The following is a 21,470-nucleotide window of genomic DNA, read 5'->3' as shown; positions in this document are numbered from 1 at the left end:
GCCCTTGCGTACAGCTAACGGTTCCCGTCACCAGGGTCCGTAGGGGACTTCCACCCCCAAGTCGTCGCCGGGCCACCACAGCCCGGCAAATGGTGCTTTCGCACCGTGCGCCATGCCTGGCACACCGCCCCCGCGGAGGCTGCGGACCGAAGGTCCGCCGCCGTGAGCGACAACAAGTCTAGCGCGCGTTACGGCCTTCCAAGGGCGTGCCGGTGAGCAGCGTCACCAGATGCGCCAGCATCAGCACCACCACCAGCAGGCCGAGGAACTGCAGCCCGGTGTAGGGCACTAGGCGCACCCGGCCGGGCTCGGGCGGGCGCCGGCTCATGAAGTTGGCAAAGCCGGCCAGCGCCAGGCCCAGCGCCAGCAGCACCAAAGTTAGCGCCAGCGTCATGCTTTGTTTACGCCCGGGCGGGCATCATGGGTTGCCATGTGGATCCGCAATCTTACTGCCTTGGTCGTTCTGGCCGCGACCACCGGGGCCAGCGGCTGGAGCTTTCCGCCGCCGGACGAAGTGCCCGATCCCGACGACTACCGGATTCATGTGGTGGAAGACTGGACGGTTCACGTCAACAAGCAATTGCTGAGTTTCCATAGCCGCCTGACGCTCGATGCCATGAACGTCTTGCAGGCCCAGCTCGGCCGCGTCGTCCAGGCTCTGCCGGTGAACACCCTGGGGCGCCTGCGGCAGGTGCCGATCTGGCTGGAATTGAGTGTCAAGAGCAAGATCACCAATGCTGCCGCCTTCTACCGCTCCTTGCGCCGCGGCGGCGCCGACGACGGCCGGAGTTATCCCACCGAGGGTAGTGTGGTAATCCGTGAGGCCCAGCTCTTCGCCTATCACGACCAGGTGCTGGGGCTCGACCATGCCGGCATTAGCCGACACTACCTCGAAGCCAAAAAAGAGCGGCCGCTACGAGAACGTTCCCACCGTCTACGGCAGACGCCTGCCGGCCTACGCCATGGCCAGCGAGTAGGAATACTTCGCCGAATTGAGCGAAGCCTATTTCGGCCGCAACGACTTCTATCCCATCAAGCGTGATGAGTTGCAGACTTTCGACCCGGACATGTTCGAGCTGCTGGTCAGGCTCTGGGTGGAACGCTAGCCCTCAATTATTGGGAACGCCGAACGGCAGGGCGAAGGTCAGCATGAGAGATTCCGTTCCCGGGTTGTGCGACGACAGCACGCCGCCGTTCGATATGTGGCCGACGCTAAGCCCGAGCCGGGCGCGGTCGTCGAAACGGTAGGCGATGTCGATCTGCGTGCGGAACTCGATCCAGTGGCCCAGTTCCTTGCCGCCACCGCGACCGTAGGCGCCAGGGGCGAAGCTTGGCGTCACCACCCAGCGCCGTGCGAAAAACACATCGAGAAGAACGCCGCCGTAGACAAATACCGCCCGTTCGTTGGTCGCCATGAGTCCGGCAAAGGGCTTCACCGGCCCGAGCTTGGTGTCGGAGCGATATTCCACCCGCGCCTCGACGCCGCGGCCGCCTTGCTTGACATCGGTGTCACCGAGTGAGAGGACGACGAAAGCGGGATCGTCCGCCCAGGTCGGCGGGCTAAACGCCAGCATCGCGGCCATCATTGGCATGCTCCCGAGTGACAAATGGCGCCTGATTTCCCGAAAAACAGGGGTCGTCAATTGCCGATAATTCGTTACGTCGGACAGGATATTCATTTCAAAAGCTGTAACGAATCCGGGCAAGAATATTGTGGCTGTCATAGTCCAGATCAAAGGAACCGCCGGGGTTGAGACTCAAAAAAATCTCTCCCGCCGAAAAATACCGGTACTCCAATCCTAGATCGATTGCCAAAGGCAGGGCGTCGAACTCCACACCTATGATTCCCTGGTAGGCAGGGCTCCAATCTTTGCCGCCAACGACGCCTATGCCGGCGACCTGAATGTCGTCGGTGGTGACGCGGGCATAGCCGATGCCGGCGCCTACATAGGGCTCGAGGATGGTTGAGGGGCGGAAGACATAGGCATTGGCATGAGGGACAAGGCGGCCATGCTGCCAGATGCGGAAATCGTACCGATAATGGAATTGATGTCGTCCAGGTCGCTTTTTCGGTAGGCGATTTCCCCCTCGAAGCGGACCGGAGCCCGCGGAAGTTCGTAACCGAGGGCGGCGATTAGGCCGTAACCGGGAACGAACGAGGTGTCGATTACGTCGCTCCTCCCGGTGTCGTCGTCGCTGACCAGGTAGGCGCCCAGGGCAGCGCTGAGATAAAAACCTTTTCCGTCTGCTCGCGCCTGGATATGTCCCGCCAATATGGTCAGGGATATGGCAACCAGGAAAGTCGATAGCCTAGAAAATTTCAGCAGAGCACTTCCCTCCACCTAGGCTTTTGTAGTCTGTTTTCACCACGCCTGAATCGGCGTGAAAATCATCACATTAGACAACCATCCTATTTGCGGAGCGATGCCTCGATCTTTGGCAAAAAAAGCGATTCAGGCGTCGCTGGTTAATGATGCTAATTGGCTTTCCAAATGGATTCAAGGGCGCAGTGGGGCTGCGGGGAAGGTGATCTGCCAGCCCCCATGACGGTCCCAAAAAAAAACGACATCTCTACTCCCGGTCGTGGAACGGGAACCCGAGCGGGAATGCCCGCTCCATGGACTCCTTGACCCTCTCAGCCACCTTTTCGCCGATGTCGCCGACCTTGTCCTGAACGTCCTTGGCGACCTTTTCGGCCAGTTCGGGATCGCCGGTCGCGACGTGGACCGAGCCGCCCTTGCCTGAGACCGTCGAAGAGGCGGCGGCACTGGAAAAGCTTCCCGAGTCGCCGCTGCCCGGGGGCGTAGTTGTGGTGACCGGGATGTCCGACGAAATTGTAACCTGACCTTCGGTCTCCAGGCGCAATTCAGGGTCCGGAAAGTCCATGACCCTGTCGCCGTCAACATAAAGAACGCCGTCGGCGACTTTGACCTCGCCGCCCTCGAATTCATGCGTTCGCCGGATTCGGATTCTTGCCATAGCTGCCTCCCGCGGGTTGGCAACGATGGATATCCGGCTCTTGAGCCGGATTGCTTTCAGCATTCCATTTTCCGGGAGATCTTGCCAGCACTAAGCAGAGTGCCAGGGAGCTGGCAACCGGGTCCGCCGCCGTCGGCGAGGACTAGTTCGAGCCGTTGTTGGCGTTGGCCGCGCCCTCTTCGGGCTGGTGCTGGCGGCGCCAGTCGATGTAGCGCTCCACGCCTTCCCACCGGTATTCATGGGCCATGGCGCCGGCCTCCTCGAGGCCCAGCGAAGCGACGAGGGTGCGGGCCATTTGCGACTGATATTCCAGATTGGTCACCATGATCTTCCTCCAGGCTCGCTTGCCTGCCCAAAAAGGCAAGCAAACACCATGCCACCCAGAAACTGGTGTCTGACCCCACTTTTGTGGTTTTATCGTTTGTTTTCAGTATGTTAACTTATGTTATCGTTAGCCCGGTTTGTGTTTCCCGGGGATCACCCGGCAGAAGCTTCCGGTTTGACCGCTACGATGACACGAAACGGCCACAGCGGCAGGCCGATCAAGCGGTCGAGGTCGGTCCGGGCACCGGCCCGGTGCAGCGCCGGCAGCACGTCGACCGGGCGGCAGCCGAGAGAGAGTTGGGGCAGCCGCCACAGCAATCTCTCCAGGCTGCCCGCCAGTCTTCGCAGCAAGGGATTTTGCGGCTCGGCCGAATGGGCGATGCCGAGGCGGCCGCCCGGGCGCACCACGCGATAGAGCTCCAGCGCACCCCTTTCGGGGTCGGAGAGCGGGCAAACGCTATAGCTCGAAAGCACGCAATCAAAGCTTTCGCCGACGAAAGGCAAAGCCGTCATATCGCCGATCGCCAAGACCGGCGTGGCGCCGCCGGCGACGGTCTTTCGCCGCGCCAGCTCCAGCATGTCGGGCGTGAGGTCGAGGCCGGCGACGAAGCCCGTGGGGCCGGCCGCTTGGGCTGCCAGACGGGCCGTAGCGCCTGTGCCGCAGCCGGCATCCAGCACCCGGTCGCCCGGCCGCACCGTGTGGCGCACCACCAGCTCACGGCCGCGCTGATCGCTGGCCAGCGTGAGCAGGCGGTGCTGCCGATCGTAGCGCCAGGCGGCGCGCTGGTAGAGCGCTTTCAGTTTGACCGTGTCGAGGGCCGGGCGCGGCTCATTCATGGCGCAGCGCCTCGATGGGGTCGAGGCGTGAGGCCTTGCGCGCCGGGTAGTAGCCGAAAAAGATGCCGACGAAGGCGGAAAATCCCATGGCCAGCACGATAGCGCCGGGCGAGACGATCATCGGCCAATCGGCCAGCCGGGCCACCAATAGCGAGCCGCCGACACCTAGCAGGCTGCCGATCAGGCCGCCGATCAAGGAGAGCGCCACGGCCTCGATGACGAACTGCACCATGATGTCGTGGCCCCGCGCGCCGAGCGCCATGCGCAGGCCGATCTCGCGCGTCCGTTCGGTCACCGAGACCAGCATGATGTTCATGATTCCGATGCCCCCGACGATCAGCGAGACCCCGGCCACGGCGGCCAGCAGAAAGGCCATGGTGCGCTGCGATTCGGCCCGGGCCTCGAGGATCTGGGCGATGTTGCGCACCACGAAGTCGTCGGGCTGGCCGGGCCGGATGCGGTGGCGCCGCCTGAGCGTCTCGCTGACACGGGCCTCGGCCTCGGCGACAAGCTCGGCCGTGCGCGCCTTGACGGTGATGGCGCCGACGAAGTCGGCCCGCACCTTGCGCCCCCCCAGCACCCGCTTCTTGGCCGTCGCCAGGGGAATGAAGACGACGTCGTCCTGGTCGCGGCCAAAGGGCGTCTGGCCCTTGACGGCGGTGACGCCGACCACCGTGAAGGGCACGCGCTTGATGCGGATGCCGGCGCCGATGGGATCTGAGCCGGCAAACAGCTCGTTCACCACCGACTGGCCCACCAGCGCCACCTTGCGGGCGCCGCGCTCGTCGGCCGCCGTGAAGCCGCGGCCACGGGCGACAACCCAGTCGCGGGCCTCGAGGTAGCTTTGCGGCGCGCCGTAGATGGTGGTGAACCAGTTGGCGTTGCCGAAGATGATCTGGCCCGTGCCGCGCACCATGGGGGCGGCGATGCGTACCGCCGGGATTTCCAACTCCAAGGCCCGGGCGTCGGCCGTGGTCAGCGAGACCACGCTGCCCGAGCCGCCGCGGGCGCCACCCGAGACGGAGGTGCCGTTGAGCACGATGAGAACGTTCGAACCCAGGCTCTGGATCAGGGCCTGGACGCGCCGCTCGGCCCCGGCGCCGACCGCCACCATGGCGATCACCGCCGCCACGCCGATGATGATGCCGAGCGTCGTCAGCGCCGTGCGCAGGATGTTGGTGCGCAACGAATCGAGCGCCGTCAGCAGCGCATCGACGCTCTTCATGAGGCTCTCATGGCGCTCTCGTGGCGCCCTCGTGGCGCCCTGTGGGCGTCGCCTCGTCGGCCTCCAGGCGGCCATCGTGAAAGCGCAGCACACGCCGGGCAAAGCCCGCCACATCGGCCTCGTGGGTAACCACGATGACGTTGATGCCGTCGCCGTTGAGGCGCTGGAATAGCGTCAGGATCTCGATCCCGGTACGGCTGTCCAGGGCGCCCGTGGGCTCGTCGGCGAGCAGCAAAAGCGGCCGGTTGACGATGGCCCGGGCGATGGCCACGCGCTGCATCTGGCCGCCCGAAAGCTGGCTCGGCAAATGCTCGGCGCGATCCGCCAGGCCCACCGCCTCGAGCGCCTCGGCGGCCCGGGTCCGGCGCTGCTGGCGCGGTGTGGCGCCATAGAGCAACGGCAGCTCGACGTTTTGCAGGGCCGTCGCCCGGGGCAGCAGATTGAAGGACTGGAAGACGAAGCCGATCTGGCGGTTGCGCGTCTTGGCCAGGCTGTCGCGGTCCAGCCGCGAGACGTCCTGGCCGGCCAGCAGGTAGCGCCCCGCCGTGGGTGTATCGAGGCAGCCCAGCAGATGCATACAGGTCGACTTGCCCGAGCCCGAGGGGCCCATGATGGCCAGGAATTCCCCCTGGTCGATGCTCACCGTGAAGTCGCGGAGCGCCCGCACCTGGCTGGGGCCGACGCGGTAGTCCCTGCCCAGGCCTTCGGTTTCGATGAAGGCGGGCACGCGCTAGCGCCCGCTGCCGAAGGCGCGGCCGACGATGACCGGCTGGCCGGCTTTTAGTTCGCCCCGAACGATTTCGGTCATGCTGCTGTCGGAGATGCCGCTGACGACCGGGATGGCTAGCGGCTGGCCGTTGGGGCCAAGCCGCCAGACTTGGCCGCGGCTGGTGGTCACGGCAGCCTCGGCCAGCATCTCGGCGTAGCGGCGCTTTTGTTCGTCGTCGAGCAGCGCCGCGATGCGGCGCGAGGCCTGGGCCCTGAGGCCGCGCACCGCCTGGCGCATCGTTTCGGGCTGGCCGCCGGCCTGGCGCAGGGCGCCGATGGCCTGGCCGGTCTTGCGGAAGATGGCGCCGATAACAGACTGCTGCTCCTCGTTGAGGCCAAGGGTTTTGTTCAGTCGCTGAAACAGCGCCCGGCCCCGCGCCCGTGCCGCTTCGCGGCCGCCGCCGCCACCGCCACTTGAAGCCTGGCTCGCCGCCGCGCCAGCTTTGGGCCGGAATCGCAAGGCGGCGCTGGGCACCTTGAGCACGTCCTTGCGCGCACCGACGATGACCTCGACGTTGGCCGTCATGCCGGGCAGCAGCGCCAGGTCGGGATTTTCGGCGCCGACGATGACGGTGTAGGTGACGACGTTGGAAACCACGTTGGGTGCCTTGCGGATCTGCCGCACCTGGCCAGTGAAGTTGCGCCGGGCATAGGCGTCGACCGTGAAGCGCACACGCTGGCGCTCCCGCAGGCGGCCGATGTCGGCTTCGTCGACGCTGACCTCGACCTGCATGCGCTTTAGGTCCTCGGCGATGGTAAACAGCACCGGCGCTTGCAGGCTGGCGGCCACGGTCTGGCCCAGCTCGACGTTGCGGCCGATCACCACGCCGGCCACCGGCGAGCGGATGACGGTGCGTTCGAGGTCGAGCCGGCGTTCGTTGAGCGCCGCCCGGCGCGACTGCACCTGGGCCCGGGCCGAGCCGATCTGGGCCTGTTGCTTGGCCAGCTTGGCCTCGGCGCTCAACTTGCGGGCCCGGGCCTGGTCGCGGGTCGCCAGGGCCCGGTCGACAGCGCTTTGCGATACCACGCGCCGGCCCAAGAGGATGCCTTGGCGGGCGTGCTCGGCGGCGGCGTCCTTCAACGCCGCCTGGGCGCCGGCGATATCGGCCCGGTGTTCGGCCAGCGCCGCCTGCTGCACGGCCAGGTTGGCGCCGGCAAAGGCCAGGTCGGCGCGGGCCGCCGCCAGGCGCGCCTCGAAGCTCTGGGGATCGATGCGGGCGATGACCTGGCCGGCCGTCACCTCGGTGTTGAAGTCGGCCAAAAGCTCGGCGATCTGGCCCGAGACCTGCGAGCCCACCTGCACCGTGGTCACCGGGTTGACCTGACCGGTGGCCGACACCGTCATTTCGATGGCGCCCTTTTCCACCCGGGCCAGGCGGTATTGCGGTGCTTCCTCGCCCGTTTGCGTGCGCCAATAGTGGTAGGCCGCGGTGGCGCCGGCGACGACGACGATGGCCAGGACGAGAAAGCGGCGCATGATGGACCGTCCCCTACCTCATGATTTTGCCGTGCGGCCGCGCAGCAGGCGCCAGAGCTTGTTGACGGCCCACAGCGGCACCACGATGACGGCACCCAACAGCGCGTAGGGCACGGCCCACTGCACCGTGCGCACGAAGACGGAAAAGATGCGCTGCACCCAGCCACCCAAACCGCGCAGAATCTCCTCGGGCGAGACATCGACGATCGACAACGCCAATCCCACCAGCAGGCTGGCGATCAGCAATTTGACGATGGTGCCCGTGACCGAGCGCTTCACTGATTCCCCCTTATCCCATGGCGGCGGCGAACAGGGCCTGGTAGTCCTCGGCCGAGGCCGGGCGGGGGTTGCTGGCGCCGCTGTGGTCGGCCACGGCACCTTCGATCATGCGCGGGATGACGTCGTCGCCGACGCCCACTTCGCGCAAGCTCGCGGGCAGGCCGAGGCGGCTGTTGAGGTCCTCGATGGTGGCGGCCAGATCGGCCTCGGACGAAAGCCCCATGACGGCGGCCAGGCGCTGGTACTTGTCGTCGCAATAATCGGCGTTGAAACGCAAGACGGCCGGCAGGATGAGGGCGTTGAGAGTGCCGTGGTGCAGCACCGGCTGGGCCAGCCCGCCCAGCGGGTGCGACATGGCATGCACCGCGCCCAGGCCCTTCTGGAACCCCATGCCGCCCTGCAGCGAGGCCATCATCATCTGCCAGCGCGCATCGCGGTCGTCGCCCTCATTGGTGGCGCGCTCGATGTGGGCCATGGCGCGGCCGGCACCGTCTAGCGCGATGGCGTCGGCCGGCGGATTGACCCGGGGCGAAAGATAGACCTCGATGCAATGCGTCAGCGCGTCCATGCCGGTGGCGGCGGTCAGGTAGGGCGGCAGGCCCATGGTCAGTTCGGGGTCGCAGACCGCCACATTGGGAATGACGTGGGAGCCGATGAAGGCGAGCTTGCGGCCGTCGTCCAGCGTCAAGAGCGCCGCCCGGCCGACCTCGCTGCCGGTGCCGGCGGTGGTCGGCACGGCGGCCAGCGGCGCGCTGGGCACGGTGATTTTGGGCGCGCCGCCGAGGATGAAGGCATATTGGCCCAAGGGCTCGGGGTGGGTGGCGAGCAACGCCACGCCCTTGGCCAGGTCGATGGGCGAGCCGCCGCCGACCGCCACGATGCCGTCGCATTCCTGGTTCTGGTAGACCTCCAGCGCCTGCTTGACGGCGGCCTCGGTAGGGTTGGCCGGACTCTGGTCGAAGACCGCCGACCAGATCGCCGTGGGCAGCCGCTCGCGCACCTTGTCGAGCACGCCGGCCGCTACCACGCCTTCGTCGGTGACCACCAGCGGCCGCGTGACGCCGAGTTCCTTGAGTTCCTCGGCCAGCATGCCCAGCGCGCCGAAGTCGAATTGGATCCTGGTCAGATAATTGATCAGTGCCATGCCCGAGCCACCTTCCTCTGCCTTGGCCCCTGGCCGCGGATGTGGCTAAATTGTGCCGCGCCCGCGAACCTCTGGAGTTCGATAGTAATGGTCGATAATGAACTTTATCTTGCCTTCGTGCTGGCGACCATCGTTCTGATCGTGTTGCCGGGGCCTAATGTGACGCTGATCGTGGCCAACAGCCTGGCCGCCGGAGCCCGGGCCGGGCTCTTGACCGTGGCCGGCACCAGCGCCGCCACGGCGCTGCTGCTGGCCGTGGCGGCGCTGGGCATGAGCTCGCTGATCTCCCTGCTGGCCGAGGGCTTCGCCTGGTTGCGCTGGGCCGGCGTGGCGTACCTGCTCTATCTCGGGCTGCAGCAGTGGCGGCGTCCGCCGGACCCCGCCGCACCGCCGCCGGGCCGACAGCGGATTTTCTGGCAGGGTTTCGTGGTTTCCGCCACCAATCCCAAGACGCTGCTTTTTTATGTTGCCTTCCTGCCCCAGTTTATCGACCCCGGCCTGGCGCCCGGGTCGCAGCTCATGGTGCTGTCGGTGACGTTCCTGGTCATCGCCACGCTGATCGACGGCGCCTACGGTCTCTTGGCCGGGCGCTTCAGCGGCGCTCTCGCCGATGCCCGAAAGGCCCGCCTGCGCCGGCGTCTCAGCGGCACCTTCCTCATCGCCGCGGCGCTGGGCCTGGCACTGGCACGGAAGACTCCGTGAACGACAACCCCGATTGTGTCTTCTGCCGCATCGCCGCCGGCGAGCTACCGGCCCATGTGGTCTACCAGGACGACCGGGTGATGGCCATCATGGATCTGGGCCACGTCAACCCGGGTCACACCCTGGTGCTGGCGCGCCACCACGCCGAAACCATGATGGACCTCGACGAGGACACCGCGGCCCAAGCCTTCCGCATCGCCAACCGCATCGCCCGGGTCCTCGAGCGGACCTACGCCCCGGCCGGTCAGACCATCCTCCAGGCCAACCGCCCGGCCGGCTTCCAGACCGTCGGGCATTTTCACCTGCACGTTCTGCCCCGCCATGATAACGATGGCGTCGAGCTCACCTGGCCGGCCAAGCATCCGCCCCAGGAGGAACTGGCGGCCGAGGCCGAACGTTTGCGGGCGGCGCTGGCCGAGTGATTCCTATCAAACCTGGCATCCTTAGCGATGTAGGCCCGGACTTGATAAGGGTAGCCTCAGAGCAAGCACGAGCCCCAATGTTGCCAGTGCCGCGAGGCTGGCAAAGGCCAGGGTATAGCTATCCGTCAGATCGAAAATACGTCCCGCCAGGATCGGTCCGGAGGCGCCTCCGATGGTGCCGAAAAACACCACGATCCCGAAGATCGCGCCATGCGCCTTCAATCCGAAATACTCGGCGACGGTGGGCGACATGACGGTGAAGAGGCCACCATGGGCAATGCCATAGACACCGACAGCGACAAACAAGAGCCATGGCGTCGAGGTGGAAAGGAACGCGAGCAGGCTGGCAATGAGCGGCACAAGACAAAGCAGAAGCGCACGCCTGCCGCCAAGTCGATCGACAAGCGCCCCCACCGACAAGCGCCCCGCCACGCTGGCCGCGCCCATTACCGAGAGCAGCATGGCGGCTAAGGCGGGGGTCATGCCGAGATCCATGCCGTGCACCACAATGTGCAGCGGGATGGTCGTCAGGGTCGTAAAGAAGGAAAATTGTATGGCACAGAACATCCAGAAAGTGCGGCTGCGGCGCGCCTCCTGAATTCCCGAACCGTCTGCGTCGGTGCGGTCGTCCGACTCGCCGCTGGCCAATGGGTTCTGCACCATCAGGGCGGCAAATACCAACAATACGACGCCGGCGATTCCCAGAATCGTCAAGGCCAGCCGCCAATCATAAATCGCAATGAGAATCGCAGCGCCGGGCGGAACGGCAATCTGGCCAGCCGCGGTCCCCACCTTCACCACACCGGTCACGATGCCGCGGCGTTGGCGAAACTGTCGCGCGATCGTCGAGAGCGTTACCACATCATGGGTGGCCAAGCCGACGCCGATAAACAGGCCGAAAATAGCAAATAGCTGCCAAGGCTCGGTCACTTGGGACAAAAGCACATACCCCATGCCGCACAAAGTCCCGGCCACGGCAAGAACCGTTCGGGGGCCGTAGCGATCGTTCAGCTGGCCAGCGAAGAAGCCCAAAACGCCCATCACGATAAAGGCGAAGGAAGTGCCGCTCGACAGCAGCGTACGCGACCAGCCGTATTCCACTTCGAAGGCTTTGAAGAACAAAGCGTAGGAGAAAAGCAGTCCCACGACCGTGAACTGGGTGAGGCAGGCGCCCAACACGGTGAGATAGCGTTTGTCGAGCTGGCTGATAATCGCGAAACCGTGCAGGGAGCGGCTATCCAAAGTTCAGGAGGGCCGGAGCGAAGGTGAAGATGGGGGAGCGTTCCCCAATCCAGTGATGAGACAGCAGGTTGCGTTCGGGGTCAAGCCATTGAGAGAAGCAAGAGGCAGCCACGGGCTCTGCCATTCTCCGAGCGGATGTCACGCAGCCTCACGGATTCGCCCGGCTGCCAAAGATCGCGTACCATCGCGCGCCCAACTTTCGTCGGGGATAGGGTGTGACAGGATTTGCGGAAATATGGAAAGGGTAGGTCGATGAGGGTAGCCTTTCTGTCGGTCTTTCTTCTGTTGGTGCCGGCTGTAGCCGACAGCCAGGCCGCAACCGTGCAACAAGCCCTTGAAGGTTGTCGCTTGGTGAAAACTCCCTCTCAGGCGACCACTCCGAAGTTGATGTTCGCGATGGGCGAGTGCCTTGGGTTGCTTAGGGGGATGTACGAAATAATGAGGTTCAATGCTGATTTTCTCAATAGTGTAAACGCTGCCGTGATGGAGAAGGTTTTTGCGGCCAATCTCGAACCAAAGATAGCTTTGGATGTTGACAATTTGTTGAAAGGCAGCAGGTTGTTTCTTGGCGCCTGTAATCATGAAGAAATTACCACAAGTCAGCTTGCGCAATTGTTTCTGAATTGGGCGGACGAGAACCAAAAGGCGTGGCAATCAGACGTATACACGGGTATTTCAGATGCGCTCCGTGCAGCCTACAAATGTTAAAGACGCCGAACGTCAAAATGGGAGCCGGGCAGCTTCTCTTTGTCCCTACTGCCCGTCGCCCTTCAAAATCGCCCCGGCGATGATCAGTTTCTGCACCTCCGAGGCACCTTCGTAGATGCGCAGCGCCCGGATGTCGCGATAGAGCGCCTCGACGGCCTGGCCCTTGACCACGCCCAGGCCGCCGTGGAGTTGCAGCGCCGTGTCGATCACGTGTTGCGCCGTCTCGGTGGCGTGGAACTTGGCCACCGAGGCCTCGCGGCTGATGCGCCGCCCCGTCGTGTCCCGGGTCCAGGCGGCGCGATAGACGGCCAGCGCCGAGGTATCTATGCCCACCGCCATGTCGCCGATGGCGGCCTGGGTGAGCTGGAAATCGACCAGCTGCTGGCCGAACATCTCGCGTTCACGCGTGCGCCCCAGGGCCTCGTCGAAGGCACGCCGGGCAAAGCCCAGCGCCGCTGCGCCCACCGTGGTGCGGAAGACGTCGAGCGTCGCCATGGCGATCTTGAAGCCCTCGCCCGGCCCCCCCAGGCGGTTGGCGGCCGGCACCCGGCAGTCCGTGAAGGCCAAGGTGGCGATGGGATGGGGCGCCATCAGCGGGATGCGCCCGGCGATCTCGAAGCCCGGCGTTCCGGCCTCGACGATGAAGGCCGAAAGCCCGCGTGCGCCGCCGGCCTCGCCCGAACGCGCGAAGACCACGTAGGTGTCGGCGATGCCGCCGTTGGAAATCCAGGTCTTCGAGCCATTGAGCACGTAGTCGGCGCCGTCGGCCTCAGCCGTGGTGGCCATGGCAGCCACGTCGGAGCCCGCGTTCTGCTCCGAGAGCGCGAAGGCGGCGACGTGTTCGCCGCCTGCCACCGGCGGCAGGTAGTGCGCCTTCTGCTCCGCCGTGCCGAATAACGAGATCGGTGCTGAACCGAGGCCCTGCATGGCAAAGGAGAAATCCGCGAGGCCGCCCAGACGGGCCAAAATCTCGCGGCTGAGACACAGGCTGCGCACGTCGAAACGCCCGCCCTCGTCGGCCACCACGCAGGGCGCCAGGAAGCCGGCCCGGCCGAGCGTTGCCACCAGCTCGCGGCAGGTGGCATCGAGGGTGGCCTCGCTGTCGTCGGCGAGCTCCAGCAGCGGCGCCAGCTCGCTGGCCGCAAAGGCCTCGATGCGCTGGGCCAGATCGCGGTGGTGGTGGGCGAAAAAGGGCCACTCGAGAAAGCTCTTGTCGGCCATGATATTCTCTCGGTCTACCAGGTTGCGACCCCGAGACCTATTGCGCCGGGGCGTCCGGGTCAAGCAGCGCTGGGAAAATGCGCCAAAGCACGGCAGAATTCGGCCATGGCGGGATTGATCATCAGCGGCGAACGCCAATTGACCCAGGACGAACTGGCCCAGCGTGCGGCCAGCGCGGCAACGGCGTTCAGTGATCTGGGTATCGGCGAGAACGACACCATCGCCATGATGTTGCGCAACGATTTCGCCCTTTTCGAGGTCGCCGCCGCGGCCGCGCTCCTGGGCGCCTATGCCGTGCCCATCAACTGGCATTCGGTGACCGAGGAGGCGCTCTACATGCTCGAGGACTGCGGCGCCCGGGTCATCGTGATGCACGCCGACCTCTATCCCGTCCTCGCCGGCGACCTGCCGGCAGGGGTGACGGCGCTACTGATGCCGACACCGCCCGAGGTCACAGCCGCATACGGCTTGGCGGCTGAGGCCTGCGTGCTACCGCCGGGCACGCTCGACTGGAACGCTTGGAGCAGCGGCCACGAACCCTGGAGCGGGCCGCTCCAGCGCCTGCGAGCCAACATCATCTATACCTCGGGCACCACCGGCCGGCCCAAGGGCGTGCGGCGCCGGCCCGCCACCCCGGAAAACGCCGCCCGCATCACCGAGACCGTGGCCCATGGCTTCGGATTCCTTCCCGGCCAGGAAATCCGCGCGGCCATCACCGGGCCCATGTACCACTCGGCGCCCAACTCCTACGGCCTCAGGGCGGTGCAGCAGCCGGGCCTGGTGGTGCTGCAGCCGCGCTTCGACGCCGAGGAACTGCTGCGTCTGATCGATATCCACCGCCTCAGCCACATGCACATGGTGCCGACCATGTTCATGCGGCTCCTAAAGCTGCCGGCCGAGGTTCGGTCGCGCTACGACGTCTCCTCGCTGGAATTCGTGGTCCACGGCGCCGCGCCCTGTCCGCCCGAGGTCAAGCGGCGCATGATCGACTGGTGGGGGCCGGTGATCGGCGAATACTACGGCGCCACCGAAACCGGCATCGTCATCTTCAACGACAGCCACCAGGCCCTGGCCAAGCCCGGCACCGTGGGCACCCCGGTGCGCGGCGGCCAGGTGCGCATCCGCGGCGACGACGGCAAGGAGTTGCCGGTCGGAGAGGTCGGCGAGATCTATCTCAACATCCACGCCTACCCCGACTTCACCTACCACGGCAAGGACGACAAACGCCGCGAGATCGGCTGGGACGACCTGGTCACCGTGGGCGACATGGGCTACCTGGACGAGGACCGCTATCTGTTCCTCTGCGATCGCAAGAACGACATGGTGATCTCGGGCGGCGTCAACATCTACCCGGCCGAGATCGAGGCGGCTCTGGGCTCGCTGGCGGGTGTCCATGACTGTGCCGTCTTCGGCATTCCCCATGAGGAATTCGGCGAGGAGCTGTGCGCCTACATCGAGCCCGAGGCCGGCGCCGAACTCAGCGCCGAGGCGGTGCGCCAGCACCTCGGCGAGCACGTGGCAGCCTTCAAGATCCCGCGGGTCATCGAATTTCAGGGCGACCTTCCTCGCGAGGACTCGGGCAAGATCTTCAAACGCCGGCTGCGCGATCCATACTGGCAGGGCACCGGTCGCAACATATGATGGGGAAGGACCGGGTGCCATGAGCGAGATCATCAAGCCGACCCAGGGCGACGTTCTTCTGGTCGTCGACGTGCAGAACGATTTTTGCGAACAGGGCAACCTGGCGGTGCCCGAGGGTTCGGCCGTGGTGGCCGTGTTCAACCGCCTGGCCGAACGCTTCTCCAGCGCCGTGGCGGCCCAGGACTGGCACCCGGCCGGCCATCGCTCCTTCGCCTCGGTCCATGGAGCAGAGCCCTACAGCAGCATGGAATTCCCTTATGGCCCGCAAACGCTGTGGCCCGACCACTGCGTCCAGGGCACGGTGGGCGCTGAGTTTCATGCTGAGCTCGAGACAGATCATTTCGAGCTGGTGGTGCGCAAGGGCTTTCACCCTGAAATCGATTCTTATTCGGCCTTCGCCGAGAACGACCGTACGACCCGGACAGGCCTCGAGGGCTACCTGCGCGAACGCGGTTTCAAGCGCCTCTTCATCGGCGGCCTGGCCGGCGATTATTGCGTCCTTTATTCGGCCCTGGATGCGGTGGCGGCCGGCTTCGAGACCTTCGTCATCGACGACGCCACCCGCTACATCGACCTCGAGGGCTCGAGGGCGGCGGCGCACCAGGCCATGACCGAGGCCGGTGTGCGCATCGTGACGGCGGCCGAGATTTCCTGACAAGTGAACGACCTGGCAAGGGAATTCCTGATTTGACGATAAATCGCAACGAGGCCCTGGTGTTCCTGACCGGTGCGGTGACGCTCTCGCTGGAGGTGCTGGCGTCACGCATCATGACCCCCTATTTCGGGGTCAGCCTGTATATCTGGTCGGGCATTCTCTCGACAACGTTGTTGTTCCTGGCAGTCGGCTATCATTTCGGCGGACGTCTATCCCAGCGCCATGGCGAGCAAACCCTCGAGACCCGCTTCCTGGCGGCGCCATTGCTCTCGACGGCCTCGATCGTCGTCGCCGCCGCGATCTATCCGATTACATTCAAGATTCTGGCCGAGGGAAACTTGATTGTCGGAAGCTTCCTCGGCGCCACCTTGCTCCTGGCGCTGCCGTTGGTCGCATTGTCGGCGATGAATCCTCTGCTGATATGCTTGCAACGTCGCGAAGACAGGACCGGGGATGCGGGCGCCGGAAGAGTTTTCTTCATCAGCACCTTGGGTTCGGTGCTGGGTGTCATTGTGACGGCCTTTGTTTTCATTCCTAATATGACGAATCACCGGGCAGTTCTGTTGTTGGGTTTGATAATGTGCGGTGCGGCCATGATTTTGGTGTTACTTTCAAATTCACTCCCTCGGATAGATAAGCGGCGTCTTCTGATTGGCGGTCTAGCCATGACGGTATTTGTCGGGTTGTTTTTCATGGGAAGAAATCTCTATTTGGAACTAATAGACTCATCATCCTCCGCAGATCTCGAATTCAAAATTCGCGCCGAGTACACATCGGTGTTCGGTAATATCAAGGTGGCGGATGTGCAATCCAGAAAGGCGCCGGACACCACCGAAAGATACCTTGTTCAAGATGGATTAATTCAAAATCAAACGACTCTGAATTATCAATCAGCAACCATGTACACCTACGTTCTCGAGTCCTTTGCTCATATCTACGCACCGAAGGCGCGTGATGCCTTGGTATTGGGACTTGGTGCGGGTATTGTCCCGCGGCACCTGAGTCAACACGGTCTTGAGGTGTCGGTTATGGAAATAAATCCAACAGCGCTGCGGGCCGCAACTGAAAATTTTGGATTTGACCGCAATCGAGTGAATATCTACCTTGAAGATGCACGAACATTCGTTCGTAGATGTAACAACAAATTCGATGTCATAATAGTCGATTTGTTTTGGGGGGATAATGTCTCGGACTATCTAATGACAAAGGGGTTTTTTCTGGATTTGCGAAATTGCTTGAAAGACAAAGGGCCTGTGATAATGAATACTGGTTTTGATGAATTTAACAAAGAGCCAAATTTTCGACTGATGGCAACCGTGGCCTATGCTTTTCCCAACATATTTCTTTCCGGTATTCAGGGGGGCAATATTTTCATCGTTGGAACTGCTGGTGAAAGACCCGAAAAATACCAAATGGAATCAACTGATGTGCATGCCCGGGTGGCCAGTATGGTTAATATTTCAGTCACAGAGGTCCGGAAGATCAATCCATTTCTTCTTGGTGATTCGGAGCCCTATTCCGATGATCATAACGTTTTTTCCGTGTTGTTTTCTGATGCCAGTCTAAGATTGCGAAAACGCTTCGCAAAATCCATGTCGCCAAGAATGTTGGTGAACTAAAAGCCGTGAAGCGACGCAGGATGGTGACCAAACCCAGTGGCGGATCGGAACAGGCGGCAAATGCGGGCTAATGATCTGCTTGGCCGCGCCACCGGCCCGCCGACTCGTGCCCGCCGCCCAGATTGTGCATGATGGTCCCCGAGGTCTCCAGACGGACATTTCCAAAAGCAGCGAGGTTCCATGACCTACAAGTACATCCGTGTCGAAAAGAAAGACGGCATCGGCTGGCTCACCTTCGACCGGCCCGACGTGCTCAACGCCCTGATCCCGCCGATGATGGAGGAAATTATCGAGGCCTTCGAGGACTTGGGCGGCGACGATGCCGTGCGGGTGGTGGTGATTACCGGCGCCGGCAAGGGTTTCTCCGCCGGCGGCGATTACGATTTCCTGGTCGAGCTCACCGAAGCCCGGCCCTTCGAGGTGAAGAACACCGTCTACAGCTTCTTTGGCGCCGGCGTGCGCGCCGTCAAGCTCTGTCCCAAGCCGACCGTGGCCGCCGTCAATGGCCCGGCCGCCGGGGCGGGCTGCGAGATTGCCCTGGCCTGCGATTTCCGCATTGCCTCGGAAGACGCCGTCTTTCGCGAATCCTGGATCGATCTCGGCCTGCTCTCGCCGCTCGGCGGCATGTACCTGCTGCCCCGCCTGGTGGGCCTGGCCAAGGCCAACGAGATGCTGATGCTGGGGAGCCGGGTGGCGGCGGCCGAGGCCCAGGAGATCGGCCTGGTGCGCGAGGTGGTGGCGGCGGACGCGCTGATGGAGGCCGCCGGCAAGCTCGCCGCCAAGCTCGCCGCCGGGCCGCCGCTGGCGCTCCGGGCCATGAAGGAGGGCATCCGGCGCGGCCTCGAATCGACCCTGGCGGCGGAGTGGGAACACAACGTCTACGTCCAAAGCATGCTCATCGATTCCGCCGACTTCGCCGAGGGCGTTGCCGCCATGACGGAAAAGCGCAAACCCCAGTTCCGCGGAGAGTAGGCGCTGGAGGAACAGCCATGCCCGAGACCATCGGCAACAATATCGACCGCCTGATCTCCATCGAGTTCAAGAACCGGGCCGTGCCCTATGACACGCTTCTGCCGCTCTACGAGGCGGCGCGACGCGAGGGCGGCGGCCGGCCGCTCTGCCTGCGGGCCGCCGAGGGGTTGGTGGCGGCGGTGGGCAAGGGCGATGTGGTTTTCATCATGACCGGTGCCGGTTGCCCGCCCTGGTTGCCCAAGGGCGAGAACGACGGCCCGCCCGGCGCCGCGGCTCTGGCCCGGGCGCTCCACAAGGGGCTGGGGGCAGTTCCCGTCTACGTCTGCGAGGCCAACCACAGAGACCCCATCGTGGCCAGCAGCGAGGCCGCCCATATCATGGTGCGCAGCCCCGACGAGGCCCGCCAGCGCTTGGGTGCGGCGCTGGCCGTGGCGCCCACGCAGGCCTCAGAGGTGGCGGCCTGGGCCGCCGCGATCTGCGACGAATTCCAGCCCAAGGCGGTGATCTCGATCGAGCGCGTGGGGCCCAGCGAGCACGGCATCGTGCATTCGGCCACGGGCTGGGTCCTGGGGCCCGAGCTTGAGCTTCTCGACCTTAGCCCGGTCGTCGACGAGGCGGCGGCACGCGGCGTCTTCAGCGTCGGCATCGGCGACTATGGCAACGAGGTCGGCTTCGGCCGCATCCACGATGAGGCCAAGGAGATCATGCCTTTCGGCCGCGAGAGCCAGACCGAGGGCAGCCCGGGCGGCAACGTCTGTGCGGTCAAGACCGACGTGCTGATTCCGGCCATGATCTCGAACTGGGGCGCCTACGGCGTCGAGGCGGCGCTGGCTTTCCTGCTCGGTAATCCCGACCTCATGCACGGGCCCGAGATGGAGGGCCGCCTTCTCAGGGATTGCCTGGCCGCCGGCGGCCTGGAGGCCATGAACTGTTCCACCGCCTTCAGTATCGACAACTGCGAGGGCGAAAGCTCCCAGGCCATCGTCCAGTTGCTCGGCAACATGGTGCGGCTCAATCTCCAGGAGCCGGACCTGGGCGTGGCGCATTAGAATCGACCGCAGCATGAAGGAACACCGGACGTGTCAAATTTGCGCCAGATGATCGAGGCTGACGAACCGGTTTGCGCGCCGCTGGTGCTCAATCCGCTGATGGCCAGGATGGCCGCCGAGGCGGGCTTTCGCGCGCTCTACCTCGGCGGCGGTGCCTCGGGCTACCTCAACACCCACCTCGAGGCGAATCTCACGCTGACCGAGATGGCCCAGGCCGGGCTGGAGATCCGCAGTGCCTGCGAGCTGCCGCTGATCCTCGACGCGGCCGCCGGCTGGGGCGATCCCATGCACATGCACCGCACCGTGTCGCTGGCCGAGGCGGCCGGCTTCGCGGCCCTGGAGATCGAGGACCAGATCCTGCCCAAGCGGGCCCATCACCACGTCGGCATCGAGCACATGGTGACGCTCGAAGAGATGGTCGACAAGGTGCGCGAGGCGGTGGCGGCACGGCGCCATCCGGATACCCTGATCATCGCCCGCACCAACGGCGTGCGCGCCAGTTCCATGGACGATGCGCTGCGCCGCCTCGAGGCCTACCGTGCCGCCGGTGCCGACGTGCTGTTGCCGCTGCCCTTTAACGGCCGACGACGTGCGCTTTGTCGGCGAGCGCCTGGAGGGGCCGCTGATGCTGTTCTTGCGGCCGGGCTGGCTGGCCGGCATGGACATGACGCCGGCCGACATGGGGGCGCTGGGATTTCGTATCCTGGTCGATCCGTCGACGCCGCTGCTGGCGGCTTATGAAGCCATGCGCGCCGTCTATGCCGAAATGGCTGACGGATTCGCCATCACCTCGCGGCCGCCGCAGGATTGGAGCGAGCTGCAGGAAGCCCAACATGCCACCATCGATCTCCAGCGCCTCTTGGACATCGAATCCCGAACCGTCGAAAACTGAACAACAGACAAGAATCCCATGACAGATACCCCCCTGCCGCTTGCCGATATCCGCGTGCTCGACCTGACCCACGCCCGGGCCGGGCCCACGGCGGTGCGCCAGCTCGCCGACTGGGGCGCCGACGTCATCAAGATCGAGGTGCCGCCCGATCCCGGCAGCGACAACGACGGCGTCGGCGGCTCGCGCGCGGCACCCGATTTCCTCAACCTGCATCGCAACAAGCGCAGCCTGACGCTGGACCTCAAGAACCCCGACGGCCACCGCATCTTTCTCGAACTGGTGGCCCAGGCCGACGTCGTGGTGGAGAACTTCCGGGCCGAGGTCAAGCACCGGCTCGGCGTCGACTACGACAGCCTCCAGGCCCACAATCCCAGGCTCATCTACGGCTCCATCTCGGGCTTTGGCCAGGATGGCCCCTACAGCAGCCGCGCCGGCGTCGACCAGATCGCCCAGGGCATGGGCGGCCTGATGTCGATCACTGGTCTCCCGGGCCAGGGACCGGTGCGCGTCGGCATCCCCATCGCCGACCTCGCCGCCGGCATGTACCTGGCCCAGGGCATTTTGCTGGCCATGATCGAACGCGGCCGCACGGGAAAAGGGCAATGGGTCCACACCTCACTGTTGGAGGCCATGATCAGCATGCTCGATTTCCAGGCGGCGCGCTGGCTGATCGACCACGACGTGCCCGGCCAGGCCGGCAACGACCATCCCACCGGCATCCCCATGGGCGTCTTTCCCACGGCCGACGGTGCCATCAACATCGCGGCGCCGGGCGGCCGCTTGTGGGAGCGCCTGCTCGACCACATCGGCGCCACTGAGCTGGCCCAGGACGAACGCTTTGCCACGGCCGGCGCTCGGTCCAAGAACCGCCAACTCCTGAATGCCGAGATCGGCGCCATCACGGCGACACGCTCCAGCGCCGAATGGGTCGAGGAACTCAACGCCCGTGGTGTGCCCTGCGGGCCCATCAACAGCATCGACCAAACCTTCAACGATCCCCAGGTCCAACACCTGGGCATTGCCTGGGAGATGCAGCACCCGGTACGAGGCAAGCTCGCCATCGTCGGCCAGCCGGTGCATCTGGAGGGCGCCGAAAGACCGCAACAGGCGCGCCTCGCGACCCCGGCAGCGGGCCAGCACAACGACGAGATCCTCAGCGCCCTGGGCTACGACAGCGCCGCCCTGGCCGACTTGCGCGCTCGAAGGGTGATTTAGTACCCACTTTCACATTAGGATGGTACGTCTGATCGCTTAGCCGGCGCTGTGGGTAGGAAGCAGCGGGCCGCCGATGCGGGGCCATCGGCAAGCGCTGCT

25 protein-coding genes are annotated in these 21,470 nt (G+C 64.6%); 12 read left to right on the top strand and 13 right to left on the bottom strand.

Annotated features, from left to right (window positions below):
* Nucleotides 1–178: 178 nt before the first annotated feature.
* Nucleotides 179–394, bottom strand: coding sequence for a hypothetical protein (locus QGG75_08700; GenBank protein MDP6067317.1), 216 nt, complete (start codon nt 392–394; stop codon nt 179–181).
* A 60-nt stretch (nt 395–454) separates the two neighbouring features.
* Here QGG75_08700 and QGG75_08695 point away from each other — a divergent pair, with 60 nt between their 5' ends.
* Nucleotides 455–1,042, top strand: coding sequence for a hypothetical protein (locus tag QGG75_08695; GenBank protein MDP6067316.1), 588 nt, complete (start codon nt 455–457; stop codon nt 1,040–1,042).
* Nucleotides 1,043–1,109: 67 nt separating this feature from the next.
* Here the strand turns inward: QGG75_08695 and QGG75_08690 are convergent, their stop codons facing one another.
* From QGG75_08690 to QGG75_08645, 10 genes are all read right to left on the bottom strand, one after another.
* Nucleotides 1,110–1,586, bottom strand: a complete 477-nt coding sequence (locus QGG75_08690) for an acyloxyacyl hydrolase (GenBank protein MDP6067315.1) — start codon at nt 1,584–1,586, stop codon at nt 1,110–1,112.
* A 94-nt stretch (nt 1,587–1,680) separates the two neighbouring features.
* Nucleotides 1,681–1,836 carry a hypothetical protein gene (locus QGG75_08685; protein MDP6067314.1) on the bottom strand — a complete coding sequence of 52 codons (156 nt, stop codon included), beginning with the start codon at nt 1,834–1,836 and terminating at the stop codon, nt 1,681–1,683.
* 735 nt (nt 1,837–2,571) lie between these two features.
* On the bottom strand, nt 2,572–3,042 hold the full coding sequence (locus QGG75_08680) for a hypothetical protein (GenBank protein ID MDP6067313.1): 471 nt from the start codon (nt 3,040–3,042) through the stop codon (nt 2,572–2,574).
* A gap of 79 nt (nt 3,043–3,121) precedes the next feature.
* Nucleotides 3,122–3,304: a hypothetical protein gene (locus QGG75_08675; protein ID MDP6067312.1), complete on the bottom strand. Its 183-nt coding sequence runs from the start codon at nt 3,302–3,304 to the stop codon at nt 3,122–3,124.
* Nucleotides 3,305–3,456: 152 nt separating this feature from the next.
* The gene (locus tag QGG75_08670) at nt 3,457–4,140 is read right to left on the bottom strand and encodes a methyltransferase domain-containing protein (protein ID MDP6067311.1); all 684 of its coding nucleotides are present in this window, start codon (nt 4,138–4,140) and stop codon (nt 3,457–3,459) included.
* Entirely contained in the window at nt 4,133–5,365 is a 1,233-nt protein-coding gene (locus QGG75_08665; GenBank protein ID MDP6067310.1) for an ABC transporter permease, read from the bottom strand. Before QGG75_08665 ends, QGG75_08670 begins: the two co-directional genes overlap by 8 nt.
* Nucleotides 5,366–5,372: 7 nt before the next feature.
* On the bottom strand, nt 5,373–6,092 hold the full coding sequence (locus QGG75_08660) for an ABC transporter ATP-binding protein (protein MDP6067309.1): 720 nt from the start codon (nt 6,090–6,092) through the stop codon (nt 5,373–5,375).
* 3 nt (nt 6,093–6,095) lie between these two features.
* A complete protein-coding gene (locus tag QGG75_08655) occupies nt 6,096–7,610 on the bottom strand; it encodes an efflux RND transporter periplasmic adaptor subunit (protein MDP6067308.1) in 1,515 nt (504 codons plus the stop codon).
* Nucleotides 7,611–7,628: 18 nt separating this feature from the next.
* Nucleotides 7,629–7,889, bottom strand: a complete 261-nt coding sequence (locus QGG75_08650) for a DUF6460 domain-containing protein (protein ID MDP6067307.1) — start codon at nt 7,887–7,889, stop codon at nt 7,629–7,631.
* A 10-nt stretch (nt 7,890–7,899) separates the two neighbouring features.
* Nucleotides 7,900–9,033 carry an iron-containing alcohol dehydrogenase gene (locus tag QGG75_08645; GenBank protein MDP6067306.1) on the bottom strand — a complete coding sequence of 378 codons (1,134 nt, stop codon included), beginning with the start codon at nt 9,031–9,033 and terminating at the stop codon, nt 7,900–7,902.
* An 87-nt stretch (nt 9,034–9,120) separates the two neighbouring features.
* On the opposite strand from QGG75_08645, the gene QGG75_08640 reads away from it, so the two are divergent.
* Nucleotides 9,121–9,735 carry a LysE family translocator gene (locus tag QGG75_08640; protein MDP6067305.1) on the top strand — a complete coding sequence of 205 codons (615 nt, stop codon included), beginning with the start codon at nt 9,121–9,123 and terminating at the stop codon, nt 9,733–9,735.
* Nucleotides 9,732–10,157, top strand: coding sequence for an HIT domain-containing protein (locus tag QGG75_08635; GenBank protein MDP6067304.1), 426 nt, complete (start codon nt 9,732–9,734; stop codon nt 10,155–10,157). Before QGG75_08640 ends, QGG75_08635 begins: the two co-directional genes overlap by 4 nt.
* Before the next feature lie 21 nt (nt 10,158–10,178).
* Here QGG75_08635 and QGG75_08630 read toward each other — a convergent pair whose 3' ends face one another.
* A complete protein-coding gene (locus QGG75_08630) occupies nt 10,179–11,399 on the bottom strand; it encodes an MFS transporter (protein ID MDP6067303.1) in 1,221 nt (406 codons plus the stop codon).
* Between the two features lie 252 nt (nt 11,400–11,651).
* Here QGG75_08630 and QGG75_08625 point away from each other — a divergent pair, with 252 nt between their 5' ends.
* Entirely contained in the window at nt 11,652–12,107 is a 456-nt protein-coding gene (locus QGG75_08625) for a Rap1a/Tai family immunity protein (protein ID MDP6067302.1), read from the top strand.
* 45 nt (nt 12,108–12,152) lie between these two features.
* Here QGG75_08625 and QGG75_08620 read toward each other — a convergent pair whose 3' ends face one another.
* On the bottom strand, nt 12,153–13,328 hold the full coding sequence (locus QGG75_08620) for an acyl-CoA dehydrogenase family protein (GenBank protein ID MDP6067301.1): 1,176 nt from the start codon (nt 13,326–13,328) through the stop codon (nt 12,153–12,155).
* A gap of 105 nt (nt 13,329–13,433) precedes the next feature.
* Here QGG75_08620 and QGG75_08615 point away from each other — a divergent pair, with 105 nt between their 5' ends.
* The 8 genes from QGG75_08615 (at nt 13,434) to QGG75_08580 (ending at nt 21,371) form a co-directional block, all read left to right on the top strand.
* Entirely contained in the window at nt 13,434–14,969 is a 1,536-nt protein-coding gene (locus QGG75_08615) for an acyl-CoA synthetase (GenBank protein ID MDP6067300.1), read from the top strand.
* Nucleotides 14,970–14,988: 19 nt separating this feature from the next.
* Complete coding sequence (gene pncA / locus QGG75_08610; protein MDP6067299.1) at nt 14,989–15,624, top strand: bifunctional nicotinamidase/pyrazinamidase; 636 nt, start codon at nt 14,989–14,991, stop codon at nt 15,622–15,624.
* Nucleotides 15,625–15,683: 59 nt separating this feature from the next.
* On the top strand, nt 15,684–17,243 hold the full coding sequence (locus QGG75_08605; protein ID MDP6067298.1) for a fused MFS/spermidine synthase: 1,560 nt from the start codon (nt 15,684–15,686) through the stop codon (nt 17,241–17,243).
* A 180-nt stretch (nt 17,244–17,423) separates the two neighbouring features.
* Entirely contained in the window at nt 17,424–18,215 is a 792-nt protein-coding gene (locus QGG75_08600; protein MDP6067297.1) for an enoyl-CoA hydratase-related protein, read from the top strand.
* A gap of 17 nt (nt 18,216–18,232) precedes the next feature.
* A complete protein-coding gene (locus tag QGG75_08595; GenBank protein ID MDP6067296.1) occupies nt 18,233–19,264 on the top strand; it encodes a DUF4392 domain-containing protein in 1,032 nt (343 codons plus the stop codon).
* A 30-nt stretch (nt 19,265–19,294) separates the two neighbouring features.
* Nucleotides 19,295–20,005 carry an isocitrate lyase/PEP mutase family protein gene (locus QGG75_08590; protein ID MDP6067295.1) on the top strand — a complete coding sequence of 237 codons (711 nt, stop codon included), beginning with the start codon at nt 19,295–19,297 and terminating at the stop codon, nt 20,003–20,005.
* A complete protein-coding gene (locus QGG75_08585) occupies nt 19,929–20,156 on the top strand; it encodes a hypothetical protein (protein MDP6067294.1) in 228 nt (75 codons plus the stop codon). The genes QGG75_08590 and QGG75_08585 overlap by 77 nt, the downstream gene beginning before the upstream one ends.
* 18 nt (nt 20,157–20,174) lie before the next feature.
* Entirely contained in the window at nt 20,175–21,371 is a 1,197-nt protein-coding gene (locus QGG75_08580; GenBank protein ID MDP6067293.1) for a CoA transferase, read from the top strand.
* Nucleotides 21,372–21,470: the final 99 nt, after the last annotated feature.

The sequence above is a fragment of the Alphaproteobacteria bacterium genome (assembly GCA_030740435.1).
In the GTDB taxonomy this organism is placed as follows: Bacteria; Pseudomonadota; Alphaproteobacteria; order UBA2966; family UBA2966.
Note: the sequence above shows the minus strand (reverse complement) of the source record. Positions and strands in the feature narration are given on the sequence as shown.

Bases quoted from the DNA above. Each gene is read 5' to 3' on its own strand.
- QGG75_08700 (MDP6067317.1), bottom strand. From the start codon at position 394: ATGACGCTGGCGCTAACTTTGGTGCTGCTGGCGCTGGGCCTGGCGCTG.
- QGG75_08690 (MDP6067315.1), bottom strand. From the start codon at position 1,586: ATGATGGCCGCGATGCTGGCGTTTAGCCCGCCGACCTGGGCGGACGAT.
- QGG75_08680 (MDP6067313.1), bottom strand. From the start codon at position 3,042: ATGCTGAAAGCAATCCGGCTCAAGAGCCGGATATCCATCGTTGCCAAC.
- QGG75_08675 (MDP6067312.1), bottom strand. From the start codon at position 3,304: ATGGTGACCAATCTGGAATATCAGTCGCAAATGGCCCGCACCCTCGTC.
- QGG75_08670 (MDP6067311.1), bottom strand. From the start codon at position 4,140: ATGAATGAGCCGCGCCCGGCCCTCGACACGGTCAAACTGAAAGCGCTC.
- QGG75_08665 (MDP6067310.1), bottom strand. From the start codon at position 5,365: ATGAAGAGCGTCGATGCGCTGCTGACGGCGCTCGATTCGTTGCGCACC.
- QGG75_08655 (MDP6067308.1), bottom strand. From the start codon at position 7,610: ATGCGCCGCTTTCTCGTCCTGGCCATCGTCGTCGTCGCCGGCGCCACC.
- QGG75_08645 (MDP6067306.1), bottom strand. From the start codon at position 9,033: ATGGCACTGATCAATTATCTGACCAGGATCCAATTCGACTTCGGCGCG.
- QGG75_08640 (MDP6067305.1), top strand. From the start codon at position 9,121: ATGGTCGATAATGAACTTTATCTTGCCTTCGTGCTGGCGACCATCGTT.
- QGG75_08625 (MDP6067302.1), top strand. From the start codon at position 11,652: ATGAGGGTAGCCTTTCTGTCGGTCTTTCTTCTGTTGGTGCCGGCTGTA.
- QGG75_08620 (MDP6067301.1), bottom strand. From the start codon at position 13,328: ATGGCCGACAAGAGCTTTCTCGAGTGGCCCTTTTTCGCCCACCACCAC.
- QGG75_08615 (MDP6067300.1), top strand. From the start codon at position 13,434: ATGGCGGGATTGATCATCAGCGGCGAACGCCAATTGACCCAGGACGAA.
- pncA (MDP6067299.1), top strand. From the start codon at position 14,989: ATGAGCGAGATCATCAAGCCGACCCAGGGCGACGTTCTTCTGGTCGTC.
- QGG75_08600 (MDP6067297.1), top strand. From the start codon at position 17,424: ATGACCTACAAGTACATCCGTGTCGAAAAGAAAGACGGCATCGGCTGG.
- QGG75_08595 (MDP6067296.1), top strand. From the start codon at position 18,233: ATGCCCGAGACCATCGGCAACAATATCGACCGCCTGATCTCCATCGAG.
- QGG75_08585 (MDP6067294.1), top strand. From the start codon at position 19,929: ATGACGCCGGCCGACATGGGGGCGCTGGGATTTCGTATCCTGGTCGAT.
- QGG75_08580 (MDP6067293.1), top strand. From the start codon at position 20,175: ATGACAGATACCCCCCTGCCGCTTGCCGATATCCGCGTGCTCGACCTG.